This window comes from Halotalea alkalilenta DSM 17697 (assembly GCF_000621205.1).
Lineage (GTDB): Bacteria > Pseudomonadota > Gammaproteobacteria > Pseudomonadales > Halomonadaceae > Halotalea > Halotalea alkalilenta.
The window spans coordinates 155,007-179,622 of sequence record NZ_KK211231.1; the positions used below are offsets into that span (position 1 = coordinate 155,007).

The window sequence follows — 24,616 nt, forward strand, 5'->3', positions numbered from 1 at the left end:
CTGCTGGTCTCGATAGCCGACTGGCGAGGCGGCCTGGGCCTAGGTTCCTTACCAGGCTAGGCAACGTTCTCATTGTCGCCGGCGGCAGGCCGCTCGAGCCGCTCCTCGAGCCAGCCGATACGCAGCTCGGGTACCGCGCTGAGCAGGTCGCGAATGTAGCCACCAGGGGGATCGTTCAACAGCCCCTCGAGCGCTCCCTGGTACACCACGTCACCGTCCTTGATCACCGCTACCCGGTCGGCGATCTGGCGCAGTACCGCCAGGTCGTGGGTAATGAACAAATAGGCCACCCCGCTCTCTCGCTGTACGCGACGCAGGAGTGCCAGCACTCCCTGGGCGACCAGCGGGTCCAGCGCCGAGGTCGGTTCGTCGCAGACGATCAACCTCGGCTCGGCGGCCAGGGCGCGGGCGATGCACACCCGCTGCTTCTGTCCGCCGGAGAGGCCGGCGGGATAGCGCTCGAGCAGCTCCACCCCGAGCTCCACCTGGGCCATCAACTCGCGCAGCCTCGCCCGGCGCTGGGGCGCGTTCAGCGTGGTGAAACAGCACAGCGCGCGCTCTATCTGCCGGCCGATCTTCTGCCTGGGGTTGAGCGCGCTGTCCGGCGACTGGTGAATCAGCTGAACGGCGCGCAGCTGCTCGCGGCTGCGCTGATCGAGGCCGGCCGGCAGCGTCTCGCCCCCAAGCCTGAGGCGCCCCTGGCGCGGCCTGAGCAGACCGCAGATCACCCGGCCCAGCGTCGACTTGCCTGAACCCGATTCGCCGATGACGCCGAGCGTACTGCCCTCCTCCAGCCCAAGCGATACCTGCTTGAGCACCGAGCGTTTGGCATAGTCGAGACTGACACCCTCGACCTCGAGCAGGCGCGCAGGCCGTTCCGGATCAAGCGCCGGGAGCGCCGCCAACGGCGCGCTCGGCGCCTGGGCGGCGAGCAGCTCGCGGGTATAGGCCGCGCGCGGCGCTTGAATGACCTGCTCGGCATCGCCGTACTCCACGCAGCGGCCGTGCCGCAGCACCATGATCTTTTGCGCCAGCTGGGCGACCACCGCCAGGTCGTGGCTGATGTAGATCGCCGCCACCCCATAGCGTCGAATCACCTCGGCGATCGCGGCCAGCACCCCTAGCTGGGTGGTCACATCCAGCGCCGTGGTCGGCTCGTCAAAGATCAAAAGCTCCGGCCCCGCACACAGCGCCATGGCGATCATCGCGCGCTGCAGCTGGCCACCCGACACCTGGTGGGGGTAGCGGGCGTAGAAAGTTTCCGGCTGCGGCAGGCCCAGCTCTCGGAATAGCTCCAGCGCCTTGGCCCGCGCCTGGTCGCGGCGCAGCAGGCCGTGGCGATAGGCCACCTCGATGACCTGCTCGCCGATCGGCAGGGCGGGATTGAAGGCGGCACTGGCGGACTGCGCGACGTAGGCGATCTTGCTGCCGCGAAGGCGGCGCAGCCCCCGCTCGTCCAGGCGCAGCAGGTCACTGCCGCGAAAGCTCACCACGCCACCGGCGACGCGCATGCCTGGGCGGCAGCTGCCCAGGGCGGCGAGGCCGATGGTCGACTTGCCCGCCCCCGACTCGCCGATCAGCCCCAGCACCTCGCCGCTCTCGAGCGTGAAAGAGACCCGATCGACCACCGAACGCGCGTCGTTTTCAGCAGCGACGATATGCAGCGCCTCGATCCGTAGCAGAGGTTCAGCCATTTTTCTCGCCCACCCCTTCAGCATCCGCCGCCTGCACGTCGACCGCGCTCGATACCGGCAGCGCCGCGGACAGACCCGGCACGCGCGGCCTGGCACCAGGCGTCGAGCGCCGACTCAGTACCCCATCCACGATGACATTGATGCACACCGCCAGGCAGGCGAGCGCCAGACCTGGCAGCAGCGCGGCCCAGACGCCAAAGATGATGCCGTCTTTGTTTTCGCGGGCGAGTCCGCCCCAGTCAGGCGTCGGCGGCTGAATCCCCAGGCCGAGGAAGGAGAGTGCGGAGAGAAACAGCATGATGAAGATGAAGCGCATGGCGAACTCGGCCAGCAGCACCGTCAGGGCATTGGGAAAAATCTCTCGCCACAGAATCCAGCGCAGCCGCTCGCCGCGCAGCCGCGCCACCTCGACGAAGCCCTGGGTGGAAATATCCATCGCCAGCGATCTGGCCACGCGCATGACGCGATTGGCTTCGATCAGCCCCAGCACAAGGATGATCATCGGCAGCGTCTTGGGCAACAGGGAGAGGACGATGAGCGCCCAGATCAGCGTGGGTATCGACATCACCACGTCGCTGCAGCGGCAAATCAGCTGATCGATCCAGCCCCCCCGCAAACCGGCGATGAAACCGAGCAGCACCCCCAGGGCAAAGGCGATCAGCGCCGCGGCCAGGGTCACCACCAGCGATATGCGCGTGCCCCAGATCAGCCGCGACAGCAGGTCGCGGCCCAGGTTGTCCGTCCCGAGCCAAGCGCTCTGGGAAGGAGCGGCCCAGGAGAACCCGACCACTTGATCCGGCGGATAGGGCGCAAGCCAAGGCGCCAGCAGCGTGCAGGCGAGAAACAGGCAGAGCCCTGCGGCAGCGACCAGCTCGGCGGCTGTCAGATGCTTAATCGACATGGCGCAGCCTAGGATTGGCCAGTATCGAGAGCAGGTCCGCCAGCAGGTTGAGCGCGATATAGACGGCGGCAAGGACCAGGCCGCAGGCCTGGATCACGGGAATGTCGCGCTTGCTGATCCCATCGATCATGTATTGGCCCAGACCAGGATAGACGAAGACGTTTTCGACGATCACCACCCCGACGATCAGATAGGCCAGATTCAGCATGATCACATTGATGATCGGCGGCCAGGCGTTGGGCAGCACATGGCAGCGGAGCACGCACCAGGGAGAGAGCCCCTTGAGCCTTGCGGTCTCCACGTAGCTCTCCTGTTGAATCGCCAGCAGCGCCGCCCGGGTCATGTTGGCCATGTGCCCGAGCACCGCCAGGATCAGGGTGAAACAGGGCAGCGCGATGAAATAGAGCCGGGTGGAGAGTGGCATCTCGCCGAAGACCGCGGCGCTGCTTGGCAGCCAGCCGAGCCAGATGGCAAAGACCAGAATCAGCAGATAGCCCGAAAAGAACTCTGGCAGCGATACCGCGGCCCGGGTCAGGGCATTGAGCCCCCGATCCAAGACGCTCCCCCGGTGGAGGGCCGACCAAAGCCCGATCAGCAGCGCCAGGGGCACCGCAATCAGCGCCGTGCAGCCGGCCAGGAACAGCGTATTGTTCAGCCGATACGCAAGGGCCGCGGCGATCGGCTGGCCGCTGCTGAAGCTCACCCCGAAGTCGCCACGCAGCATGCCTCCCAGCCAGCTCAGATAGCGTGAGAGGGCCGGCTGGTCGAGCCCCAGCCGCAGCTCCAGCTGCTGACGCGCAGCCGGCGTGGCGGACTGCCCGAGGATGGCGCTGGCAGCGTCCCCCGGCAGCAGCTGGATGCCGGCGAAGATCAGCATGGAGACCACCAGCAGCATCAGCAGGCTCAGCGCCAGGCGCGTACCGATCAGCCTCGGCAGCGGCCTTCGGGCGGCGTCGATCCAGGCGCTGACCATTTGCCTATGCCTCTAGCCAGGCTTTCTCGGCGGCGCGATTGCCGCTGAGCGGAAAGCCTGGCGTCGCGGTAATACCCTTGACCCGGGCACTGCTGGCATCCAGCGAGTCGGCGTAGAGCGGGATGATCGTGCTGCTCTGGTTGACCAGAACCTCTTGAATGTCGTGATAGAGCTGTCTGCGCCGCTGCTCATCCGCCTCGCCGCGGGCCGCGCTCACCAGGGCATCAAAAGACGGCACCTGCCAAAACGATTCGTTCCAGGCCGCGCCGCTGGTGAATACCATCGACAGCAGGCCGTCGGCGCTGGGACGGTTGCTCCAGTTGGAGGTGACGAACACATGCTTGCGCCAGACGTTTTCCCAATAACCATCATCCGGTACCCGCTCGACCTGCAGCTCGATCCCCGCCCGGCGCGCGGACTGCTGGTAGAGCTGCGCCGCATCGATACTGCCGGGAAAGCCGGCGTCCGCCGCGGAAAGCCTCAGCGGTCCTGAAAATCCCGCCTTCTGCCAATGGAAGCGCGCGCGGTCCGGATCGTATGGCCGCTGTGGCAGGTCGGCGGCGAAATAGGCATTGGAGGGAAAGACGGGGTTGTCATTACCCAGGCTGGCGTAGCCGCCCAGCACGTTGTCGATGATCTGCTGCCGGTCGATGGCGTACTTCAGCGCCAGGCGTGCATCCAGATTGTCGAAGGGCGCCTGATTGGAAAGCCCGGGCAGGGTGAATATCTGGCTATCCCGGGTGCGCAGGAGGCGGATATTGGGCATGCTTTCGAGCCGGCCGACGACACGTTTCTCGACCCGGTTGATCAGCTGCACCGAACCGCTGACCAGCGCGGCTACCCGGGCGGTGGCATCGTTCATGGCCAGCGTCTCGACCGAGTCGACATGGCCCCGCGCCGGGTTCCAGTGGTCTGGATTGCGCCTGACCAGGGTACGCACCCCGGGCTGGAAGTTCTCCAGAATGAAAGCGCCCGTGCCGATGCCCTTGGCGAAATCTTCATTCTCGGCCGTCACCACGAAGTGCACGGAGGCCAGCAGGCTGATGAAATCGACATCGGGCGTGGCCAGACTAATGGTCACCTGATGACTGCCGGTCGCCTCGATCGCCGTCACCGGATCCAGGTAGACCTTGACCGGAGAGCTCGAATCGGGCGTGCGGTGATAGTTGAGCGAATAGACGACGTCGCTTGCCGTCAGCTTGCGTCCGTCATGGAAAAGCACGTCCTCGCGCAGGTCGATCACCCAGCTTCTACCACGATCCGGGCTCTCCCAGGCACGCGCCAGGGAGGGGACCAGTGCGCCATTTTCGTCGATCTCGAGCAAATTGTTGAACAGCTGACTGCCGACGAAATACATGTAGGTCTCGAACCAAAAAGCGGGATCGAGCCGGTCGCTGCTCGACGCATTATCGATCCCGACGATCAGGTGACCGCCTTTTTTTGGCTCGCCCTCGCCCTGGGAGGCCTGGGCGGAAGAAAAGGGCAGCGAAGTACCCAGCGCGGCGCCAATGCCCATGGCACTGACGCCTTCGATGAAGCGACGGCGTGAAATCATCAACAAAGAGTTCCTATCGGGTGCTGGACGGATGCGATTCGAACGCAGCGCTCAGGCAGGCAATGTGTTCCGGTCCAATGCCGCAGCAGCCGCCAACCATGCTGGCACCCAGGGTCGACCCACTGCTGTGCCCACGCCAGGTAGCCCTGCGGATCGGTATCAGCGCGCAGCCGGCTGAGCCCCACGTTGGCGCCGCCGGTGGAGTCCCCCGGTTCGAAGGCGTTGGCATAGACGCCCAGTTCGAGCCCTGTCGCGGCGCGGGCCTCGGCCACCGCCGGCGCCATCACCTCGGGGCGGCTGCAGTTGAACAGCAGCGCCTCGGCGTGCAGACGCTCGGCGGCCTGCGCCGCCGCGGTGACCGACTCGCCGCTGCGAAGAGATGCCCTACCCTGCACCAGCTCGTCGGCCAGGGTGAAGGAGATCCACAGAGGCCTGGGATCGTCGCCCAGCACTTCGCGCACCAGCTCGACCTCGGCGATGGAACTCTGGGTTTCCGCCAGCCAGATATCCACATGGGGCCTGAGTCCCGCGATGATGACCTCGAGGATGCGCCTCGCCGCCTCGGGCTCGAACAGATCGGGACGATAAGAACCCAGTGCAGGTGGCAACGAGCCGGCCACCTGCACGGGATGGGCGGCGCAGTCGGCCGCCTCGCGGGCCAGACGGCCTGCGAGCTCGACCAGCGCCAAGCCAAGGTGTTCGAAGCGCTCCTGGCCGATATGAAAGGGCACCACGGCGTAGCTATTGGTGGTGATCACCTGCGCACCGGCGTCGATGAAAGCGCGGTGGGCCTGCGACACGAAGGACGGCGCCTCGATGAGCGCCAAAGCCGACCATTCCGGCTGCTTGAACGGCGCGCCGCTGCGGGCCAGCTCTCGCCCCAGGCCACCGTCGATGATGCGCACACTGCTTGTATTCATTGAATCCGCCCTGGCGATTTTTGACCCGATGGCGCACGAGTTCAGCGCCGGAATCTACCAGAGGGCCGACTGAGGCTATAAGATTTTTTTCGTATGTGAATATCACCGATGAGCGCTGGTGGGGGCGGTACCGCGGCCAGTGGCGACCACCCGACAGGGGGGCGCTGAACGGCTATTCTGCACAGCTCAATCGATCGGATATCGCCCCCGGCCCGCCTTTGGCGAGCCGGGGCGGGTGGGGTCAATAGCCGACTGGCGACGCGGCCTGGACCAGATCGATCAGCGGCTGCGGGTAGATCCCGAACAGCAGGGTGAGGAGTGCGGCGATCAGCACCATCACACCGCCGGAGCGCTGGCCCCAATCGTGGGCGGCGTCGCGCTGGATTTCACCCGGCTCGGCGAGATACAGCGAAACCATCACCCGCAGGTAGTAATAGAGGCCGATCGCGCTGCCCAGCACCACCGTGCCGGCGAGCCACCAGAGCTCCTCGTTCATGTTCAGCGCCAGCACGTAGAACTTGCCGATGAACCCCGCGGTCATGGGAATCCCGGCCAGCGACAGCATCATGAAGGTGAGGATCACGGCCAGATAGGGCCGGCGCCAGAACAGGCCGCGGAAGTGGTGCAGCTGGGCGACGTCCTGGCCACGGGACGGGCTCGACACCAGCGTCACGACACCGAACGCGCCCAGCGTGGTGAGCACGTAGGTGGCGAGATAGATGCCGGTGGTCTCGAGCACCAGCTGGCCGGTGAAACTCAGTTCGCCACCGCCATCGGTCACTCCCGCGCGCAGTGCGACCACCGCCGAGAGCAGGTAGCCGAGGTGGGCGATCGAGGAGTAGCCGAGCAGGCGCTTGAGGTTGGTCTGGCCGAGCGCGAGCAGGTTACCGACGATCATCGAAAGCGCGGCGAGCACCGCGATCACCGTATGCAGCTTGGTGTCGAAGGTAGGCGACATGATCATGAAGCGCACCAGCACCGCGAACACCGCCACCTTGCTGACCGTAGCGAGAAAGGCCGAAACCGGCGCCGGTGCGCCTTCGTAGACGTCCGGGGTCCACATGTGGAACGGCACGATCGAGAGCTTGAAGCCGAGCCCGATCACCATCATGCCGACGCCGATCAGGGTCCAGATCCCGACCGAATCCTCGAACACCAGGCGCAGGCCGAGACTTGCGAACTCGAGCGTGCCGTAGGCGGCGTAGAGCAGCGCCATGCCGAAGAGCAAAAACGACGAGGCCACCGCCGAGAGCACCATGTACTTGATGCCCGACTCGAGCGACACCCGGCGTTTGAAGGTGTAGGCGGCCATCCCGTAGAGCGCCACCGACATCAGTTCGAGGCCAAGGAACAGCGAGACCATGTGGATGCTCGAGACCAGCAGCATCGCGCCCATCGTCGACGACAGCAGCAGCAGGTAGAACTCCTCGCGGTGCTCGTCGAGCCCCTCCAGGTAGGCATTGGCCAAGGTCGAACAGGCCAGTGCCGCGACCAGGATCAGCGCCATGTAGAAAAGCGCATAGCCGTCGATCATCACCAGCGGCGTGACCAGGGTCGGAAAGCCCACCGCGGAACTTGCGAGGTCGGGCGCCACCGCGCCTTGGCCTGCGAAGTAGACCCAGACCACCGAGGCCAGCGCCAGGTTGAGACCGATCACGGTGAGGGTGGCGTTGAGGAAATGATGCCGACGCCAGGCCGCCGAAAGCATGACCACGACGACCGTGATGCCGACGATGATCAGCGGCAGGATCGCGAACAGATGTGTCAGTGTCAGATTCATGGCGGCTCAGTCTATTGAAGCGAAGATGGAACGGAGAACCACTGCGCGACCTCGGTCATCGACTGGGCCGAGACATCGAGCACCAACTGCGGGAAGAAACCGGTGAGCAGCAGCAGCACCAGCAGCAGGCCCAGCATCAGCGTCTCGCGCACACGCAGCCCTTCCAGCGCAGTGTCCGCCTTCGGCGCTCCGTAGTAGACCCGGTGCATCAGCACCAGCGAGTAGACCGCGGCGAGCACCAGACCGCCACTCGCGATCACCACCACCCAGGGCACGCTCTCGAAGGCACCGAACAGGATCAGGAACTCGCCGATGAAGTTGCCGGTGCCCGGGATGCCCAGCGAGGCCATCACGAACACCAGAGCGAAGCCCGGCAGCGCACCGATCCGCCCGAACAGCCCGCCCATCTCGCGCATGTCGCGGGTATGCAGCCGCTCGTAGAGCTGGCCTGAGATGATGAACAGCCCCGCCGCCGAGAAGGCGTGGGCGACCATCAGCACTACCGCGCCCTGCAGTGCCAGGGCGCTGCCGGAGTAGATCGCGATCAGCACGAAGCCCATGTGCGAGATGCTCGAACAGGCCACCAGCCGCTTGATGTCGGTCTGGGAGAAGGCCAGCACCGCGCCGTAGTAGATGCCGATCAGGCCGAGCGCCATCGCCACCGGCGCGAACATCGCCGACTGCTCGGGGAACAGCGGCACGGCGAAGCGCAGCATGCCGTAGGCGGCGGTCTTGAGCAGGATCCCGGCGAGGTCGACCGAGCCCGCGGTCGGCGCCTGGGCATGGGCATCGGGTAGCCAACCGTGCAGCGGCACCACCGGCAGCTTGACCGCGAAGGCGATGAAGAAGCCGAGCATCAGCACCATGCCGAGCGCGCCGCCGATCGGGGTGTCGAGCAGCACCTGGTAGTCGAAGGTGAAGATGCCGGTCTGGTAGTAGTGGGCGAACACCACGCCGAGGATCGACAGCAGCATCAAAAGGCCCGATGCCTGGGTGTAGATGAAGAACTTGATCGCCGCGCGAATCCGCGAGTTGCCCTTCGACCCGCTGTGCCCCCAGAGCGCGATCAGGAAGTACATCGGTACCAGCATCACTTCCCAGAAGAAGAAGAACAGGAAGAGATCGATGGCGAGGAAGACCCCGACCACGGCGCCGATGATCCACATCAGGTTGAGGTGGAAGAACCCGACCCGCTTGGTGATCTCGCTCCACGAGCAGCCGACGGCGAGCACGCCGAGAAAGCCGGTGAGCATGATCATCACCAGCGACAGGCCGTCCAGCGCCAAATGGATGGTGATACCGAAGCGATCGATCCAGCCGATCCGGAACTCCTGGGACCAGGAGGGCGAATCGCCCACCGCGGTGAGCTGGTAGTCGCCGGTCGCCCACAGCCAGAGCGACAGCACGAGCACCAGCGCCATGCTCGCCAGGGCGATGTAACGGGGCAGTTTCAGGCCCATGTTCTCGGTCAGCCAGCAGAGCAGGCCGCCGATGAATGGGATCAGTACGAGCCAAGGGAGGATCATGGGGTTGTCGATTCCTTATCCTGTTCTACGGTCCGTCCGAAAACCGACTGCGCTCGAAGATACTGTGTTGGGCATGTCATCAAGATGCTCATTTATCCGTATGAACTCCGCTCTTTCTTCCACGCCCGCCGCGTCTCGCCTTCGCTCGTCGACTCATCGGGCCGGACCTTAGGCGCATCAACCAAGCACCAGTGCCGCCACGACGATGGTCGCGCCGAGGACGAACGTTGCCGCGTAGCCGCGCATCTGCCCATTCTGCGACGCCGAAAGGCCATAGTTGGCGAGCTTCGCCAAGCCCGGGAAGAGATTGATCAACGCATCGATCCAATCGACCCGGTGCAGCCTTGCGACCAGCAGATAGGGTTTGACGAACAGCCGGTCGTAGAGCGTGTCGAAGCCGAAGGCACTATGCAGGAAGCGCCATACCCGCCCACCCTGCTCGCTTTCGACCAGGCTCGTCATCAGCCGGCGCCGGCCGAGGAACAGGCCAGCGGCGATGCCGACCCCGACGATCGCCACTATCGCCGCGAGCACTTCGACGGCGATCTGGGTGGCATGCCCGGCGTCGATCTCGAGCTCCGGCAGCACGCCCGCCAGCGGCGGCGTGATCAGCGCGCCGACGAAGGTCGACAGCACCATCAGCACCACCAGCGGCAGGTGGTGGGCGATGCCCTGCGGCGCGTGGGCGTGCAGGTTGGCCTTGCCGTGGAAGACGACGAAGATCATCCGGAAGGTATAGACCGAGGTCATGAAGGCCCCGAACAGCGCACCGAGCCACAGCACGGTATGGCCGCTTGCGAACGACAGCCACAGGATCTCGTCTTTGGAGTAGAAGCCGGCGGTGACGATCGGCAGCGCCGCGAGCGCCGCGCCACCGACCAGGAAGCAGGCGTAGGCGAGCGGAATCTGCTTGGCCAGCCCCCCCATCTTGAAGATGTTCTGCTCATGGTGGCAGGCGATGATCACCGAGCCCGAGGCGAGGAACAAAAGCGCCTTGAAGAACGCATGGATCATCAGGTGGAAGATCGCCGCGTCATAGGCCTGCACCCCGAGGGCGAGGAACATGTAGCCGATCTGGCTCATCGTCGAGTAGGCCAGCACCCGCTTGATGTCGGTCTGCGCCAGCGCCGAGAAGCCGGCGACCAGCAGCGTCACCATGCCGATCACCCCGACCAGCTCGAGGGTGAACGGCGCCAGCTCGAACAGTACGTGGGTACGCGCGATCAGGTAGACCCCGGCGGTGACCATGGTCGCCGCGTGGATCAGCGCCGATACCGGCGTGGGACCGGCCATCGCGTCGGCGAGCCAGGTCTGCAGCGGCAGCTGGGCCGACTTGCCGACCGCGCCGCCGAGCAGCATCAGCGCGGTGACCTCGGTGAGCAGCGCCCCCTCGGCCAGCACCGAAGGCGCCTCGATGAGGATGGTCTGGATATCGAGGGTGCCGAACTGGACCCAGATCAGGAACATGCCGATCGCCAGGAAGACGTCACCGACGCGAGTGATGATGAACGCCTTGAACGCAGCCCAGGCATTGGCCTCGCCGCGATAGTAGTAGCCGATCAGCAGGTACGAGCAGAGCCCCACCCCTTCCCAGCCGAGGAACATCAGCATCAGGTTGTCGCCCAGCACCAGCACCAGCATGCTGAACACGAACAGGTTCATGTAGCAGAAGAAGCGGGTGTAGAGGTAGCCGGTCTGGTCCTTGAGGTCCTCGCGCATGTACCAGGAGGCGAACAGGTGGATCAGGAAGCCGACCCCGGTGATCACCCCGAGCATGGTCAGCGACAGACCATCGAGGCGGTAGTCGAAGCCGAGCCGGAAGTCGCCCACCGCGACCCAGTTCCACAGGTGCTGGACGTAGGGGGTTTGATCGGCGGCGAAGAATGCAAGCCCGAGCCAGGCGGTGGTCAGCGCGGCGAGCCCCATCGAACCGACCCCGATGATCGCCGCCAGGTTGACCGGCATGCGCCGGAAGCAGGCCAGCAGCACCGCGCCGAGCAGCGGGAAGAGCGTGACGAGAAATAGAAGGTTCATCCTTTCATCCCACTGACGGCGTCGATATCGACGGTCTTGAAGCGACGGTGGAGCTGGATCAGCAGCGCAAGTCCAATGCTCGCTTCAGCCGCGGCGAGGGTGATGATCAAAATGAACATCACCTGGCCGTCCGGCTGTCCCCAGGCGGCGCCGGCGACGACGAAGGCCAGCGCCGCTGCGTTCATCATGATCTCGAGGCACATCAGCACGAACACCATGTTGCGCCGCACCAGCAGCCCCGCGGCACCGATCACGAACAGGATCAGCGCCAGGATCAAACCGTGCTCCATGGGTATCGAGGCGGATATCGAACTCATTGCTTGTCTCCCCTGCGATGCCGCTCTGCGGCGGCCTTGCTCAGATCACGCATCAGGCTCATTTCACCCCCTCCCCGCGGCCATCGTCGCGCTTCTCGTCGCGGCCGACGTGGGTCGCGGTGACCAGCGCCGCGAGCAGCAGGAAGGCCGCGAGCTCGACCGCCACCAGGTAGGGGCCGAACAACAGCGTGCCGACCTCCTGCGGGGTCTGGGTCTCGCCGCTGATCCCGAAGCCGGTCGAGTCGACCAGCAGGGTGACGATCAAAAGCCCCAACAGCACGCCGGCCATGATCGATGGCCACACCCACACCCCTGGCTTCAGCCAGGCGCGCTCCTGCGCCACCACCACCTCGCCGAGGTTGAGCATCATCACCACGAAGACGAACAGCACCATGATCGCGCCGGCGTAGACGATGATCTCGAGGATCCCGGCGAAAGGCGCACCGAGGGAGAAGAACACCATCGCGATCGCGATCAGCGAGACGATCAGATTGAGCAGCGCGTGCACCGGGTTGAGCCCGGTGACCACCCCAATGGTCGCGAGGATCGCGACCGCGGCGGAAAGATAGAAGGCGAATTCCACGGCTTGTCCTTACCTGTGCTTGGTCGTAGTCAGGGCAGCAGCGACTTGACGTTGATCGGCTGGGCCTCGTTCTTGGCCTCACCCTTGCGCTTGCCAGCGATCGCCATGCCCGCTACGCGATAGAAGTTGTAGTCGTGGTCCTTGCCGGGGCCCGAGATCAACAGGTCCTTCTTCTCGAACACCAGGTCCTGGCGCTGGAACTCGCCGAGCTCGAAGTCCGGGGTGAGCTGGATCGCCGAGGTCGGACAGGCCTCCTCGCAGAGCCCGCAGAAGATGCAGCGCGAGAAGTTGATCCGGAAGAACTCGGGATACCAGCGCCCATCCTCCTTCTCACCCTTTTGCAGCGAGATGCAGCCGACCGGGCAGGCCACCGCGCAGAGGTTGCAGGCCACGCAGCGCTCCTCGCCGTCGGGATCGCGGGTCAGCACGATACGTCCGCGATAGCGCGGCGGCAGGTAGACCTTCTCTTCGGGGTACTGCAGCGTCTCGCGCTTCCTGAAGGCGTGGGTGAACACCATCCACACCGTGCGCAGCTGGGTCCAGGTGCCATGCAATAGCTTGATGATCATGACGTTTCCCTCATTGTCCTGTCGGCGCGTTGAGCAGGATCACGACGCCCGTGACCAGCAGGTTGATCAATGTCAGCGGCAGGCAGATCTTCCAGCCGAAGCTCATCACCCGGTCGTAGCGCGGTCGCGGCAGCGCGGCCCGCAGCAGGATGAACAGCATCATGAAGAACAGCGTCTTCAGTGCGAACCAGACGAACGGGGGTAGCAAGGGCCCATGCCAGCCGCCGAAGAACAGCACCACCAGCAGCGACGAGACGAGGGTGATACCGATGTACTCACCGACGAAGAACATCCCCCACTTCATCCCCGAGTATTCGATGTGGAAGCCGTCGGCGAGCTCCTGCTCGGCTTCGGGCTGGTCGAACGGGTGACGGTGGGTGACCGCGATGCCGGCGATCAGGAAGGTGACGAAGCCGAAGAACTGCGGAACGATGAACCAGAGCCCGGCCTGCGCCTCGACGATGTCGCGCAGGTTGAACGAGCCGGTCACCGCGACCACGCCCATCAACGACAGGCCGAGGAACACCTCATAGGAGATGGTCTGGGCCGAGGCGCGCATCGCACCGATCAGCGCGTACTTGTTGGCGCTCGCGTAGCCGGCGAACAGCACTGCGTAGACGTTGAGCCCGGCCATCGCCATGAAGAACAAAAGGCCGATGTTCAGATCCGCCACGCCCCAGCTCGGGGTGATCGGGATCACCATGAAGGCGAGGATGATCGTCCCCATCGACACCATCGGCGCCAGCACGAACAGGCGCTTGTCGGCGAACGGGGGAATCCAGTCCTCCTTGAAGAACATCTTCAGCATGTCGGCGCCGAGCTGGAACAAACCGAACGGACCGACCCTGTTCGGCCCGTAGCGGTCCTGCCAGAGCCCGAGCATGCGCCGCTCGACGAAGCTCATGAACGCGCCGACCACCACCGCGACCAGCATGATCACGATCGCCTGGATGACTGCGACGATGATGTCGACCACGTCACCGGTGAGCCAACTCATGCGCGCACCTCCTGCTCGAGGCGTGCCCACTCACCGAAGATCTCCACCGGCATATCGGGCAATCCGCGCGGGATACCGACGGTGCCGCGCCGCAGCCGGCTCGAGATCTTGAGCGGCAGCAGCAGTTCGTGCTTGCCGATGTTGACCCTCACCTTGGCGTCCGGATTCAGGCCCAGCGCCTCGGCGTCGGTGATCCCGAGCGCCAGGTAGGGTTCGGGCATGCGCTCCTGCACCGGCTTGGCCTTGGCGCTGGTCTCCTCGCTGCCGAACAGGTGATAGAGCGGCACCACCTGCCAGCGGTCATGATAGAGCTGGAAGGCGCTCGGCACTTCGCTGAAGTAGGCCAGCGGGCGGCCTTCGCCGCGGGTGCCGGGCTGGTCGATCAGGCGTACGCCGGGGTCGCCCGCGCGCAGGCTGCCACCCACCTCGTCCTGGAACTTGTTCCACGCCTGCGGCGAGTTCCAGCCCGGCGCCCAGGCGAACGGCACCTGCTGGCGCGCGACCGCGGTGCCGCTGTAGCCCTCCATCGAGAAGGCGAGCGCAGAATCGATGTCCTGCGGCTGGCGCGGCTCGACGACGCTGATGTTGGCGCGCATCGCGGTGCGTCCGCTCGAACGGTGCGGCGAGCGGGCGATCTTCTGCCCCTTGATCCGAAACGATGCGCTCGGTGCGGCGTCGGTGATACCGGCCAGCACCGGCACGCTCTCGGCGCAGGCGCGGGTGACCTCGTCGAGCTGGGTCCAGTCGATCGGACGCGACTCGATGGTGGTATGCAGCGCATGCAGCCAGCGCCAGGCCTCGTGGGTCTGGTCGTCGGGACGATAGTAGGCGGGATCGTAGACCTGGAAGAAGCGCTGGGCGCGGCCCTCGGAGCTGACCAGGGTGCCGTCGCCCTCGGCGAAGGTCGCCGCCGGCAGTACGATATCGGCGCGCCGGCAGGTCGGCGTCGGCTGGTGGTCGATCACCAGCAGCGTCTCGCAGGCATCCAGCGCCTCGTCGACGCGCTTGGCCGGCAGCCGGCGGTAGAGATCGTTCTCCAGCACGATCACCGCGTCGGCGTCTTGACGGGTGAGAGTCTTCAGCGCCCAGTCGAGGGATTCACCGCCCAGCATCGCAAGCCCGGTGCTGTTCGCTTCCGCGCTGATCAGGCTCAAAGAGCCCTGGAGCCCCGCCTGGTTGAAGGCACGGGCGAGGTTGGCCGCGGCGCGCAGCACCGCGATCGAGCGCAGCGATTCACCGGCGATGATCAGCGGCCGCTTGGCGCTCTTGAGGGTGCTTGCGATCTCGCCGACCAGCCCGAGGGTGGCATCGTCGAGATCGCCGACCATCGGTGCCGAGTCGTCGAGCGCATGCGCCAGCGCGAAGCCGAAGCGGGCGATTTCGTCCGGGGTGCCGTGGAAGGTCTCGCGGGCGATGTCGTCGAGCTTGGTCTCGGCGACCGTCGCCAGGTAGACCGGGTTCTTGCGCCCCTGGGCCAGGGTATTGACCGCATTGACGTGCCACTCGGGGATGCGCTGTTCGGCGGCGAGGGAGAGGGCTCCTCCCTGGGCGGCCTGGCGCACCGAGAGTGCGACCCGGGCGGCGGTCTGGGTCAGGTCCTCGCCCAGCACCACCACCGCGTCGTGGCTCTCGATGTCGCGCAGTGACGGGATCGGCAGCGCCCCCTCGCGGAGGATGCGCTGCATCAGCGCGAGGCGTTCGAGCTCGCCGGCCTCGATCCCGGTGGAGAAGTTGTCGACGCCCACCAGTTCGCGCAGCGCGTAGTTGCTCTCGAGGCTCGCCCGGGGCGAGCCGATGCCGATCACCCGGCGAGCGCGCTTGAGCCGCTCGGCGGCGCGATCGAGCGCGGCGTCGACCGACAGGGTGATGTCGACGTCCTCGGCGTCGGCATCGCGCAGCAGCGCGAGTCTCGGGCGATCGGCATTGTTGACGTAGCCGTAGCCGAACCGACCGCGGTCGCAGAGGAAGTAGTGGTTGACCGCGCCGTTGTAGCGGTTCTCGATCCGCCGCACCTCGCCATAGCGCTCGCCGGGACTGATGTTGCAGCCGCTGGAGCAGCCATGGCAGATGCTCGGCGCGAACTGCAGGTCCCATTTGCGGGTGTAATGGTCGGAGTGGGTCTGGTCGGTGAACACCCCGGTCGGGCAGACCTCGGTGAGGTTGCCGGAGAACTCGCTCTCGAGCACGCCATCGGTGGTGCGACCGAAGTAGACGTTGTCGTGGGCGCCGAATACGCCGAGATCGGTGCCGCCGGCGTAGTCCTTGTAGAAACGCACGCAGCGATAGCACGAGATGCAGCGGTTCATCTCATGGGCGATGAACGGGCCGAGGTACTGGTTCTCGTGGGTACGCTTGGTGAAGCGGTAGCGACGGCGGTCATGCCCGGTCATCACGGTCATGTCCTGGAGGTGGCAGTGGCCGCCCTCCTCGCATACTGGACAATCGTGGGGGTGGTTGGACATCAGCCACTCGATCACGCTCTCGCGAAACTCGACCGCCTCCGCGTCGTCGATCGAGATGTAGCTGTCGTCCTTGATCCCGGTCATGCACGACATCACCAGCATGCCGCGGGTGTCGTCCTTGTCCCGGTACTGCTTGACCGCGCACTGGCGGCAGGCGCCGACGCTGCCGAGCGCCGGATGCCAGCAGAAGTAGGGCACGTCGAGCCCGAGCGACAGACAGGCCTGGAGCAGGTTGTCCGAGCCGTCGACTTCGTAGTCCTTGCCGTCGATGTGGATAGTGGCCATATGGCTAGTCTTTCCGGTCTGGGTCCGGGTCGCGCCCGAACCTTTGTGATTCTGGAGTCAGCCTTCGTCGGAACGTCGACGAGGCCCCCGCCCGTTCACACGTCGTCGCTCACACCGAGCCGACGGGCTCCTGAGGAGCGTTCGCCGTGCTCGGCGTGCGAATGCCGGCCTCGAACTCCTCGCGGAAATACTTGATCGCGCTGCCCAGCGGCTCGATCGCTCCCGGCGCATGGGCGCAGTAGGTCTTGCCGGGACCCAGCTTGCGGGTCAGCTCGAGCAGCAGCTCGACGTCGCCCGGCTCGCCCTCGCCCGCCTCCAGCGCACGCAGGATCTTCACCGTCCAGGGCAAGCCATCGCGGCAGGGCGTGCACCACCCGCACGACTCGCGCGCGAAGAACTCCTCCATGTTGCGCAGCAGCGAGACCATGCTGACGCTATCGTCGACCGCCATCGAAAGCGCGGTGCCCATGCGGGTGCCGACCTTGCCGATGCCGCCGGAGTACATCTGCGCATCGAGATGCTCCGGCAGCAGGAAGCCGGTGCCGGCGCCGCCCGGCTGCCAGGCCTTGAGCGTGCAGCCATCGCGCATGCCGCCTGCGTACTCCTCGAGCACCTCGCGGGCGGTGATACCGAGCGGCAGCTCCCAAAGACCCGGGTTCTTCACCTTGCCGGAGAAGCCCATCATCTTGGTGCCGTGGTCCTCGGAACCGGGCAGGCAGAGGCCGTGGTACCACTCGACCCCGTTGAGGATGATCGAGGAGACCCCGCAGAGCGTCTCGACGTTGTTGACCACCGTCGGCTTGCCCCAGGCCCCGGACTGGCCCGGGAAGGGCGGCTTGGCGCGGGGGTTGGCGCGCCGTCCCTCGAGCGAGTTGATCAACGCGGTCTCTTCGCCGCAGATATAGCGCCCGGCACCGGTATGGACGTAGATGTCGAAGTCGAAGCCGCTGCCGAAGATGTCGCGCCCGAGCAGCCCCGCCTCGCGGGCTTCCGCCACCGCACGGCGCAGGCTCTTCGCCGCATCGACGTACTCGCCGCGCAGGAACACGTAGCCCCGGTAGGAGTGGTTGGCGTAGGCGGCGACGATCATCCCTTCGAGCAGCAGGTGCGGCTGCTGCTCCATCAGCAGGCGGTCCTTGTAGGTGTTGGGCTCCATCTCGTCGGCATTGCACAGCAGGTAGCCACGCGGAATGCCCTCGCCCTTGGCGGTCAGCCCCCACTTGACGCCTGCGGGGAAGCCGGCGCCGCCGCGTCCCTTGAGCCCGGCCTCCTTGACCTCGGCGGCGACCTCCTCGGGGGTCAGCTCGGTCAGCGCGCGCTTGGCGCCGAGATAGCCCTGCTTGGCCCGGTACTCCTCGAGCCAGACCGGCGAGGCATCGGCGTTGAGCCGCCACGTCAGCGGGTGGGTCTCGGGAGCGCGCTCGATCAGGTTGGCGGTACCGAACGAGGTCAGGCGGCGATTGACGGGTGTGGTCGCACTCATTTGTAGGCCTCCAGCACGCTCATCAGCGTCTCGGCATCGAGGTGGCTATGGGTGTCGTCGTCGACCATCATCGTCGGCCCCTTGTCGCAATTGCCGAGGCAGCACACCGGGATCAGGGTGAAACGTTCATCCGTGGTGGTCTGCCCGGGCACGATGCCGAGCTCGCTCTTGAGCCGTTCGCGGATCGCTTCGTAGCCGTTGATGTAGCAGGTCATGCTGTCGCACAGCCTGATCACGTGACGCCCGACCGGCTGGCGGAAGATCTGGCTGTAGAAGGTCGCCACCCCCTCGACGTCGCTGCCCGGGATACCGAGCAGCTCGGCGATCGCCGGGATCGCGCCGTCGGGTACCCAGCCGCGATGATGCTGGACGATCTTCAGCGCCTCGATCGAGGCCGCGCGCGGGTTCTCGTAGTGGCCCTTCTCCTCGATGATCTCTTCGCGCTCCTCATCGCTCAGCGCGAAGGCCGGGCGGTCGCTCGAGATCAGATCGGCATACAGGTGTCGGCTGTTGTCCATGCGAGTGTCCATAGGCTTAGCGGTCCACGTCGGCCATCACGAAGTCGATACTCGCGATGTGGGCGATCAAATCGGGAACGAACCCGCCGCGCATCAGCACCGGGATGTGCTGCAAGTGCGGGTAGCTGGGCGTGCGGATGCGGGTGCGATAGCTCACCGTGCTGCCGTCCGAGGTCAGGTAGTAGCTGTTCAGCCCCTTGGTCGCCTCGATCATCTGGAACGACTCGTTGGGCTTCAGCACCGGGCCCCATGAGACCTGCAGGAAGTGGGTGATCAGCGTCTCGATGTGCTCTTTCATCTTTTCGCGCGGCGGCGGCGTGGTCAGCGGGTGGTCCGCCTTGAAATCGCCGGCCGGCATGTGCTTCAGGCACTGTTCGATGATCCGCAGGCTCTGGCGCATCTCCTCGATGCGCATCAGCCCGCGGTCGAAGATGTCGCCGTGGGTGCCGAGCGGCACTTCGAAGTCGAAGTTCTCGTAGCCGGAGTACGGGCGCTGCTTGCGCGCATCGAAATCGAACCCGGTGGCACGCAGGTTGGGCCCGGTGATGCCCCACTCGAGCGCCTCCTTGGTGTCGTAGGCGGCGATGTCGCGGGTGCGGTCGCGGAACACGGCGTTGTCCTGCATCACCCGCTGGTACTCGTTGAGCCGCTTCGGCATCCAGTCGAGGAAGTTCTTCACCAGCCGGTCCCAGCCCTTGGGCAGGTCGTGGGCGACACCGCCGATCCGGTACCAGGCCGGATGCATGCGAAAGCCAGTGATCGCCTCGATCACTTCGTAGGCTTTCTGGCGGTCGGTGAAGGTGAAGAACACCGGCGACATCGCGCCCACGTCCTGGTAGTAGGTACCGAGGAACAAAAGGTGCGAATTGATCCGGAACATCTCCGCCATCATCACCCGGATGGTCGCGGCGCGGTCCGGCACCTGGATGCCGGCGAGTTTCTCCACCGCCAGCACGTAGGGCAGGTTGTTCATCACCCCGCCGGTGTAGTCAATCCGGTCGGTGTAGGGGATGTAGCTGTGCCAGGACTGGCGCTCGGCCATCTTCTCGGCACCGCGGTGGTGGTAGCCGATGTCCGGCACGCAGTCGATCAGCTCCTCGCCGTCGAGCTGCAGCACGATGCGAAACGCGCCGTGGGCCGCCGGGTGGTTGGGACCGAAGTTGAGGAACATGTAGTCCTGGTCGTCGGTGCCGCGTTTCATTCCCCACTCCTCGGGAACGAAGCGCAGCGCCTCCTGCTCCTTGTCCTGGCCTTCCATGGTCATGCTGTAGGGATCGAACTCGGTGGCCCGCGCCGGATAGTCCTTGCGCAGCGGGTGTCCCTTCCAGGTCGGCGGCATCAGGATCCGCACCAACCGGGGATGGCCCTGGAACTCGATGCCGAACATGTCGAACACTTCGCGCTCGTACCAGTTGGCGCTCGGCCATACCGGGGTCAGGGAGGGCAGCCGCAGATCGCTCTCGGCAAGCGCCACCTTGAGCATCAAATCGCGCCCGCGGGAAAGATCGGTGAGGAAGTAGAAGACGGTGAAATCGGCCTCGGGCAGGCCCTGGCGATTGCCGCGCAGGCGCTCGTCCACGGCGTGGAGATCGAACAGCATCTCGAAGGCATGCTCGCCCTGGCGCAAAAAGCGCATCACTTCCAGCAGGTCCTCGCGGGCGATCCACAGCACCGGCATTCCGGTGAGGGTGTTCTGGAAGTGGAAACGGTCGGCGCCGAAGCGTTGCATCAGCGCCTGGACCACCGGCGCGCTATCCAGTCCTTCGGGCAACGCTGGCCCGCGGCTGGTGGAGAAAACGTGACTCTCGCTCATCTTGGATCGGCCTTCCGGTGGCTTAGACTTCGTCGGGCGTACGCAGTTGGGTCACCTTGATCCGCTCGTCGCGCAGCTTTTCCTTCTGCGACGGCATCTCGGCACGGTAGACGCCCTGGTCGCCGACTACCCAGGAGAGCGGCCGACGCTCTTCCTTGATCGACTCCTGGAGCAGCTGCAGCCCTTGCAGGAAGGCCTCGGGACGCGGCGGGCAGCCAGGAATGTAGACATCGACGGGGAGGAACTTGTCGACGCCCTGGACCACCGAATAGATGTCGTACATGCCGCCGGAGTTGGCGCAGGAGCCCATCGAGATCACCCACTTGGGCTCGAGCATCTGGTCGTAGAGCTGCTGGATCACCGGCGCCATCTTGATGAAGCAGGTGCCGGCGATGACCATGAAATCGGCCTGGCGCGGCGAGGCGCGCATGACCTCGGCGCCGAAGCGCGCGACGTCGTGGGGCGCGGTGAACGCGGTGGTCATTTCGACGTAGCAACAGGAGAGCCCGAAGTTGTAGGGCCAGAGCGAATTCTTGCGCCCCCAGTTGACGGTCGAATTGAGCACGTCCTCGAGCTTACCCATGAAGATGTTGCGATGCGCTTGCTGCTCCATGGGGTCTTCGACCACGCCCTGCTTGCCGACCGGATAGCGCTGGTCGTGGGGAGTGTTCGGGTCGATGCGGGTCAGCTTGTATTGCATGGAGATCGCCTCGAAGTTTCAAAAATCTCTTTGGTCGCTCCCGCTGTCAGGCCGGAAGCGCCACTTGAAGGCTTGGGCTCCGGCGCCATGCCGGAGCGGATCGTCCGCGGGAAGCGCCCGCGGCCGATCAAGGATTCAGAAGGATTCGTGGCGTCCGCTGGCGCGACGCTGCTTGGGCGCCCAGTCGAGCGCACCCATGCGCGCGTCATAGACCAAGCCAGCGAGAAGAATGAAGATGAACACGGCGGCGCCGATCAGCCCTTCCCAGCCGACCTCGCGGACCGAGACGGCCCAGGCGAAGAGGTAGAGGGCTTCAATGTCGAAGATGACGAACAGCATGGCGACGAGATAGAACTTCGCCGAGAAACGTATATGGGCGGAGCCGGCACCGAGGATCCCGGATTCGAACGGGGTGTTCTTCTCGTGCCCCCAGGCGCGTCCACCGAGGACGCTTGCTGCGCCGATCATGAAGACCAGCAGCGCGAGGGTTGCGAGTACGAAAATAGTGACCGCCCAGTATTGCGCTATCATCGTGATCCACTCATCAAGTCAAGGTACTAGTCATGGTACTGGGCCGTTATCCTCGGCCTCTCGAATCGGGCACTACCGGTTTGCGCCCTGTACCGCAGTCCCGACGGGTGCGCGACTCGCACCGAAGCCCCGCGATTTCCAGCATTGCGAGCGCAGGAAGACGGGGGAAAACGTCATCGCAAGACCCCATGCGGGGTAGCGAACCGGGGGGCCAACCCCAGTGACTGCGGCCAATTGTCGCAGCAAGGATTCTACCCCAACCGCTCCTCGCCGCACTAAATTTTCCTAATTTTCCTACCTCGGCAAAGGCCTTCGACGATTCGAGACTTCTAGTGTCGACGCTCGGCGGCGATCTGCCCACCAGGCAGAACCCCTACCTTGGTCGCAATGCAGAAGGTTCGAAGCCGGGTCAGCCGCATCATCCCGCCCCTCGCCGCTCACCACATGAAGACCTTGCACCAGCATTAATGACCGCATGATTTATACGCCTACTGCGCTGCGTTGACCAATGCAAAAGCCTGATCGAAGTCGATCGGCGCAGCCCTCCCAGTTGATTACAATCGTTTATGTTTCTCGTTACGGAGCTGCCATGCGTCCCCCTCACCTACTCACCATCGCCGGCACCGACCCCAGCGGCGGCGCGGGCCAGATGGCCGACGTCAAGACCTTCTCAGCGCTGGGCGCCTACGCCACCAGCGTGGTCACCGCGGTGCTGGCGCAGAACACCTGCGGAGTGCGCCGGATCCTGGCGATGCCGATCGAGCTGATCGAAGCCCAGCTCGAGGCGGTATTCGACGACATTTCCATCGACGCAGTGAAGATCGGGATGATCCAGGACCTGGCCACCGCCCAGGCCGTGCGCCAGGCGATCGAGCGCTATGCGCCGCGCTTCGTGGTGCTCGACCCAGTGATGGTGGCGAAGAGCGGCGACCGCCTGGTCGACAGCGCAGGGCTCGCAGCGGTACGCGACGTGCTGGTGCCGATCGCCGACGTGATCACCCCCAACCTGCCGGAAGCGGCGGCGCTGCTCGGCACCACACCGCCGACCAGCATCGAAGAGATGGAGGCGATGCTGCCACGGCTCGGCGCGCTCGGCCCGCGTGCGGTGTTGCTCAAGGGCGGTCACCTGATCGGGCCGTACAGCCCGGACCTGCTGCTCAGCGCCGAGGGCACCGAGCGCCTCGAGGCCGACCGCATCGATACCCAGCACCTCCACGGCACCGGCTGCACGCTGGCCTCGGCCCTCGCCGCGCTGCTGCCCCAGCGCGACTCGGTCGCCATCGCCGCGCGCGAAGCCAAGCGCTACATGAGCGCCGCACTGCGAGATGCCGCGCGCCTGGAGGTCGGTCACGGACGCGGCCCGGTGCACCACTTCCATCGTTGGTGGTGAGTCCGAAGCGAGCGATGGGCTATGCTGCGCAAACGAGCCGCCCCCATTCCCTTTCGGGCAACCAGCGGCGGCGCCCTCTCGACCCGCCAAGGAGCGCTTCCATGCCGATGACGATCCTACTGGCCACCGATCTCTCCGCGGAGTGCCAGGACGCCTTCGCCCGCGCGGTCGCCGCGGCCGAGCTCGGCGGCGGCGAGCTGTTGATCGCTCACATCTATGATCCGCACCTGCCCGAAGCGGCGGTGGCCTCGATGACGGCCGCCGTCGAGGCGCTGATCGAGACCCAGCTCGCCCAGGCCTGCGCGGTATTCAAGACGCCGCGTCCAGCGACCCGGATCATGCTGCTTCCCGGCGACCCGCACACCGAGATCGCCCGGCTCGCCTTCGACCACGACGTCTCCCTCGCCCTGCTCGGCAGCCACCGGCGCTGCGCGCCTTTCGACGCCATCGAATCGAGCCCGCTGGCACGACTGATGCGAAGCCTGCCCTGCCCGGTGATCTCGGTCAGCCACAGCGCCCGGCGCCCATGGCAGGACCTGCTGGTCCCGGTCGACTTCTCGCTCGCCTCGCGCCACACCCTGAAGCAGATCCTGCCCTACTTCCCCGGCGCCCGGCTGACCCTGCTGCACGCCTGGGACGCCCCGGTGACCCAAGCGCTGGCACAGACCCCGAGCTACCAGCGCTGGCGCGACCAGGAGCGCACCCGGCTGCACCGCCTGCTCGAAGAGGAGTCGCGACGTCTGCTCGGCGAGCTCGGCTTCGATCTCGACGTCGAACTGATAGTTGAGCGTGGCGACCCCGCCGAGGTGCTGCTCAAGCGCATCGAAGAGCAACCGCCCGACCTGCTGGCGATGGGCAACCACACCCGGCTCAACGTCGGCCAGCGCCATGCCCACAGCCTGCTCGAGCGGCTGATCAAGGATGCCCGCTGCGATTTGATGATCTGCCGTACCTGGTAAGGAGAAACGATGAAGGCCCTGATCCAGCGCGTGACCCGCGCAGCCGTCAGCGTGGAGGGTGAAGTCGTCGGAGAAATCGGCCCGGGGCTACTGGCACTGATCGGCGTCGAGCGCGACGACGACACCAGGCAGATCGAGAAGATGCTGCACAAGCTGCTCAACTACCGGATCTTCTCCGACGCCGAAGGCAAGATGAACCTAGGCCTCGCCGCCAGCGGCGGCGGGCTGCTGCTGGTCTCGCAGTTCACCCTGGTCGCCGACACCGCCAAAGGGCTACGCCCAGGCTTCTCCCGCGGCGCCAGCCCCGAGCACGGCGAACGCATCTTCGACCAACTGGTAGAAGCAGCGAGAACCGCACTACCCCAGGTCGCGACCGGACGCTTCGGCGCCGACATGCAGGTAGCGCTGATCAACGACGGCCCGGTCACCTTCATGCTCGAGAGCTGAAAGCCGCCCCATCGCCGCCGCTCGGGACGAACGGGTTGGAAGTTGGCGCAAACCGTTCGTGGTGCTCGGGACGAACGGGTTGGGAGTTGGCGCAAACCGTTCGTGTCCTTCGATGCGCTTCGCTTACTCAGGATGCTCGGATAGCCGGCGAGGAACGAGCCGAGTCGAACCACGGCCTC

At 65.5% G+C, this 24,616-nt stretch carries 21 protein-coding genes; 3 read left to right on the forward strand and 18 right to left on the reverse strand.

Annotated features, from left to right (window positions below):
* Positions 1–56: 56 nt before the first annotated feature.
* The 18 genes from Q376_RS0117355 to ndhC all read right to left on the reverse strand — a co-directional run bounded on the left by Q376_RS0117355 (position 57) and on the right by ndhC (position 21,641).
* Positions 57–1,694: an ABC transporter ATP-binding protein gene (locus tag Q376_RS0117355; protein ID WP_027351380.1), complete on the reverse strand. Its 1,638-nt coding sequence runs from the start codon at positions 1,692–1,694 to the stop codon at positions 57–59.
* A complete protein-coding gene (locus Q376_RS23275; RefSeq protein ID WP_081803632.1) occupies positions 1,687–2,595 on the reverse strand; it encodes an ABC transporter permease in 909 nt (302 codons plus the stop codon). Before Q376_RS23275 ends, Q376_RS0117355 begins: the two co-directional genes overlap by 8 nt.
* Complete coding sequence (locus Q376_RS0117365) at positions 2,585–3,568, reverse strand: ABC transporter permease (RefSeq protein WP_043448463.1); 984 nt, start codon at positions 3,566–3,568, stop codon at positions 2,585–2,587. Before Q376_RS0117365 ends, Q376_RS23275 begins: the two co-directional genes overlap by 11 nt.
* A gap of 4 nt (positions 3,569–3,572) precedes the next feature.
* The gene (locus Q376_RS0117370; protein WP_043448471.1) at positions 3,573–5,123 is read right to left on the reverse strand and encodes an ABC transporter substrate-binding protein; all 1,551 of its coding nucleotides are present in this window, start codon (positions 5,121–5,123) and stop codon (positions 3,573–3,575) included.
* Positions 5,123–6,043, reverse strand: a complete 921-nt coding sequence (locus Q376_RS23280; RefSeq protein ID WP_245598987.1) for a homocysteine S-methyltransferase family protein — start codon at positions 6,041–6,043, stop codon at positions 5,123–5,125. Before Q376_RS23280 ends, Q376_RS0117370 begins: the two co-directional genes overlap by 1 nt.
* A gap of 241 nt (positions 6,044–6,284) precedes the next feature.
* Positions 6,285–7,823 (reverse strand): NADH-quinone oxidoreductase subunit NuoN, encoded by a 1,539-nt coding sequence (gene nuoN, locus Q376_RS0117380; RefSeq protein WP_027351383.1) that lies wholly within the window; start codon positions 7,821–7,823, stop codon positions 6,285–6,287.
* Between the two features lie 11 nt (positions 7,824–7,834).
* On the reverse strand, positions 7,835–9,349 hold the full coding sequence (nuoM, locus tag Q376_RS0117385) for an NADH-quinone oxidoreductase subunit M (RefSeq protein WP_027351384.1): 1,515 nt from the start codon (positions 9,347–9,349) through the stop codon (positions 7,835–7,837).
* 177 nt (positions 9,350–9,526) lie between these two features.
* Complete coding sequence (gene nuoL, locus Q376_RS0117390) at positions 9,527–11,383, reverse strand: NADH-quinone oxidoreductase subunit L (protein WP_027351385.1); 1,857 nt, start codon at positions 11,381–11,383, stop codon at positions 9,527–9,529.
* Positions 11,380–11,700 carry an NADH-quinone oxidoreductase subunit NuoK gene (nuoK, locus tag Q376_RS0117395; protein ID WP_043448474.1) on the reverse strand — a complete coding sequence of 107 codons (321 nt, stop codon included), beginning with the start codon at positions 11,698–11,700 and terminating at the stop codon, positions 11,380–11,382. Before nuoK ends, nuoL begins: the two co-directional genes overlap by 4 nt.
* Before the next feature lie 58 nt (positions 11,701–11,758).
* Positions 11,759–12,283, reverse strand: coding sequence for an NADH-quinone oxidoreductase subunit J (gene nuoJ, locus Q376_RS0117400; protein WP_027351387.1), 525 nt, complete (start codon positions 12,281–12,283; stop codon positions 11,759–11,761).
* A gap of 29 nt (positions 12,284–12,312) precedes the next feature.
* Complete coding sequence (gene nuoI, locus Q376_RS0117405; RefSeq protein ID WP_027351388.1) at positions 12,313–12,852, reverse strand: NADH-quinone oxidoreductase subunit NuoI; 540 nt, start codon at positions 12,850–12,852, stop codon at positions 12,313–12,315.
* A gap of 10 nt (positions 12,853–12,862) precedes the next feature.
* On the reverse strand, positions 12,863–13,849 hold the full coding sequence (gene nuoH / locus Q376_RS0117410) for an NADH-quinone oxidoreductase subunit NuoH (protein WP_027351389.1): 987 nt from the start codon (positions 13,847–13,849) through the stop codon (positions 12,863–12,865).
* Complete coding sequence (gene nuoG, locus Q376_RS0117415) at positions 13,846–16,596, reverse strand: NADH-quinone oxidoreductase subunit NuoG (protein ID WP_027351390.1); 2,751 nt, start codon at positions 16,594–16,596, stop codon at positions 13,846–13,848. Before nuoG ends, nuoH begins: the two co-directional genes overlap by 4 nt.
* 109 nt (positions 16,597–16,705) lie before the next feature.
* Complete coding sequence (gene nuoF / locus Q376_RS0117420) at positions 16,706–18,079, reverse strand: NADH-quinone oxidoreductase subunit NuoF (RefSeq protein WP_043448477.1); 1,374 nt, start codon at positions 18,077–18,079, stop codon at positions 16,706–16,708.
* Positions 18,076–18,597 (reverse strand): NADH-quinone oxidoreductase subunit NuoE, encoded by a 522-nt coding sequence (gene nuoE, locus Q376_RS0117425; protein ID WP_052365477.1) that lies wholly within the window; start codon positions 18,595–18,597, stop codon positions 18,076–18,078. Before nuoE ends, nuoF begins: the two co-directional genes overlap by 4 nt.
* Before the next feature lie 16 nt (positions 18,598–18,613).
* Positions 18,614–20,410, reverse strand: a complete 1,797-nt coding sequence (nuoC, locus tag Q376_RS0117430) for an NADH-quinone oxidoreductase subunit C/D (RefSeq protein WP_081803633.1) — start codon at positions 20,408–20,410, stop codon at positions 18,614–18,616.
* A gap of 22 nt (positions 20,411–20,432) precedes the next feature.
* Entirely contained in the window at positions 20,433–21,110 is a 678-nt protein-coding gene (locus tag Q376_RS0117435) for a NuoB/complex I 20 kDa subunit family protein (RefSeq protein ID WP_027351394.1), read from the reverse strand.
* A gap of 135 nt (positions 21,111–21,245) precedes the next feature.
* A complete protein-coding gene (gene ndhC, locus Q376_RS0117440; protein WP_027351395.1) occupies positions 21,246–21,641 on the reverse strand; it encodes an NADH-quinone oxidoreductase subunit A in 396 nt (131 codons plus the stop codon).
* 589 nt (positions 21,642–22,230) lie between these two features.
* On the opposite strand from ndhC, the gene thiD reads away from it, so the two are divergent.
* The 3 genes from thiD to dtd all read left to right on the forward strand — a co-directional run bounded on the left by thiD (position 22,231) and on the right by dtd (position 24,437).
* Positions 22,231–23,031: a bifunctional hydroxymethylpyrimidine kinase/phosphomethylpyrimidine kinase gene (thiD, locus tag Q376_RS0117445; RefSeq protein ID WP_027351396.1), complete on the forward strand. Its 801-nt coding sequence runs from the start codon at positions 22,231–22,233 to the stop codon at positions 23,029–23,031.
* A 101-nt stretch (positions 23,032–23,132) separates the two neighbouring features.
* Positions 23,133–23,990, forward strand: a complete 858-nt coding sequence (locus Q376_RS0117450) for a universal stress protein (RefSeq protein WP_027351397.1) — start codon at positions 23,133–23,135, stop codon at positions 23,988–23,990.
* A gap of 9 nt (positions 23,991–23,999) precedes the next feature.
* Positions 24,000–24,437, forward strand: coding sequence for a D-aminoacyl-tRNA deacylase (gene dtd, locus Q376_RS0117455; RefSeq protein WP_027351398.1), 438 nt, complete (start codon positions 24,000–24,002; stop codon positions 24,435–24,437).
* Positions 24,438–24,616: the final 179 nt, after the last annotated feature.

Coding starts and splice junctions, on each gene's coding strand:
- Q376_RS0117355 (WP_027351380.1), bottom strand. CDS start 1,694: ATGGCTGAACCTCTGCTACGGATCGAGGCGCTGCATATCGTCGCTGCT.
- Q376_RS23275 (WP_081803632.1), bottom strand. CDS start 2,595: ATGTCGATTAAGCATCTGACAGCCGCCGAGCTGGTCGCTGCCGCAGGG.
- Q376_RS0117365 (WP_043448463.1), bottom strand. CDS start 3,568: ATGGTCAGCGCCTGGATCGACGCCGCCCGAAGGCCGCTGCCGAGGCTG.
- Q376_RS0117370 (WP_043448471.1), bottom strand. CDS start 5,123: ATGATTTCACGCCGTCGCTTCATCGAAGGCGTCAGTGCCATGGGCATT.
- Q376_RS23280 (WP_245598987.1), bottom strand. CDS start 6,043: ATGAATACAAGCAGTGTGCGCATCATCGACGGTGGCCTGGGGCGAGAG.
- nuoN (WP_027351383.1), bottom strand. CDS start 7,823: ATGAATCTGACACTGACACATCTGTTCGCGATCCTGCCGCTGATCATC.
- nuoM (WP_027351384.1), bottom strand. CDS start 9,349: ATGATCCTCCCTTGGCTCGTACTGATCCCATTCATCGGCGGCCTGCTC.
- nuoL (WP_027351385.1), bottom strand. CDS start 11,383: ATGAACCTTCTATTTCTCGTCACGCTCTTCCCGCTGCTCGGCGCGGTG.
- nuoK (WP_043448474.1), bottom strand. CDS start 11,700: ATGAGTTCGATATCCGCCTCGATACCCATGGAGCACGGTTTGATCCTG.
- nuoI (WP_027351388.1), bottom strand. CDS start 12,852: ATGATCATCAAGCTATTGCATGGCACCTGGACCCAGCTGCGCACGGTG.
- nuoH (WP_027351389.1), bottom strand. CDS start 13,849: ATGAGTTGGCTCACCGGTGACGTGGTCGACATCATCGTCGCAGTCATC.
- nuoG (WP_027351390.1), bottom strand. CDS start 16,596: ATGGCCACTATCCACATCGACGGCAAGGACTACGAAGTCGACGGCTCG.
- nuoF (WP_043448477.1), bottom strand. CDS start 18,079: ATGAGTGCGACCACACCCGTCAATCGCCGCCTGACCTCGTTCGGTACC.
- nuoE (WP_052365477.1), bottom strand. CDS start 18,597: ATGGACAACAGCCGACACCTGTATGCCGATCTGATCTCGAGCGACCGC.
- nuoC (WP_081803633.1), bottom strand. CDS start 20,410: ATGAGCGAGAGTCACGTTTTCTCCACCAGCCGCGGGCCAGCGTTGCCC.
- Q376_RS0117435 (WP_027351394.1), bottom strand. CDS start 21,110: ATGCAATACAAGCTGACCCGCATCGACCCGAACACTCCCCACGACCAG.
- ndhC (WP_027351395.1), bottom strand. CDS start 21,641: ATGATAGCGCAATACTGGGCGGTCACTATTTTCGTACTCGCAACCCTC.
- thiD (WP_027351396.1), top strand. CDS start 22,231: ATGCGTCCCCCTCACCTACTCACCATCGCCGGCACCGACCCCAGCGGC.
- Q376_RS0117450 (WP_027351397.1), top strand. CDS start 23,133: ATGCCGATGACGATCCTACTGGCCACCGATCTCTCCGCGGAGTGCCAG.
- dtd (WP_027351398.1), top strand. CDS start 24,000: ATGAAGGCCCTGATCCAGCGCGTGACCCGCGCAGCCGTCAGCGTGGAG.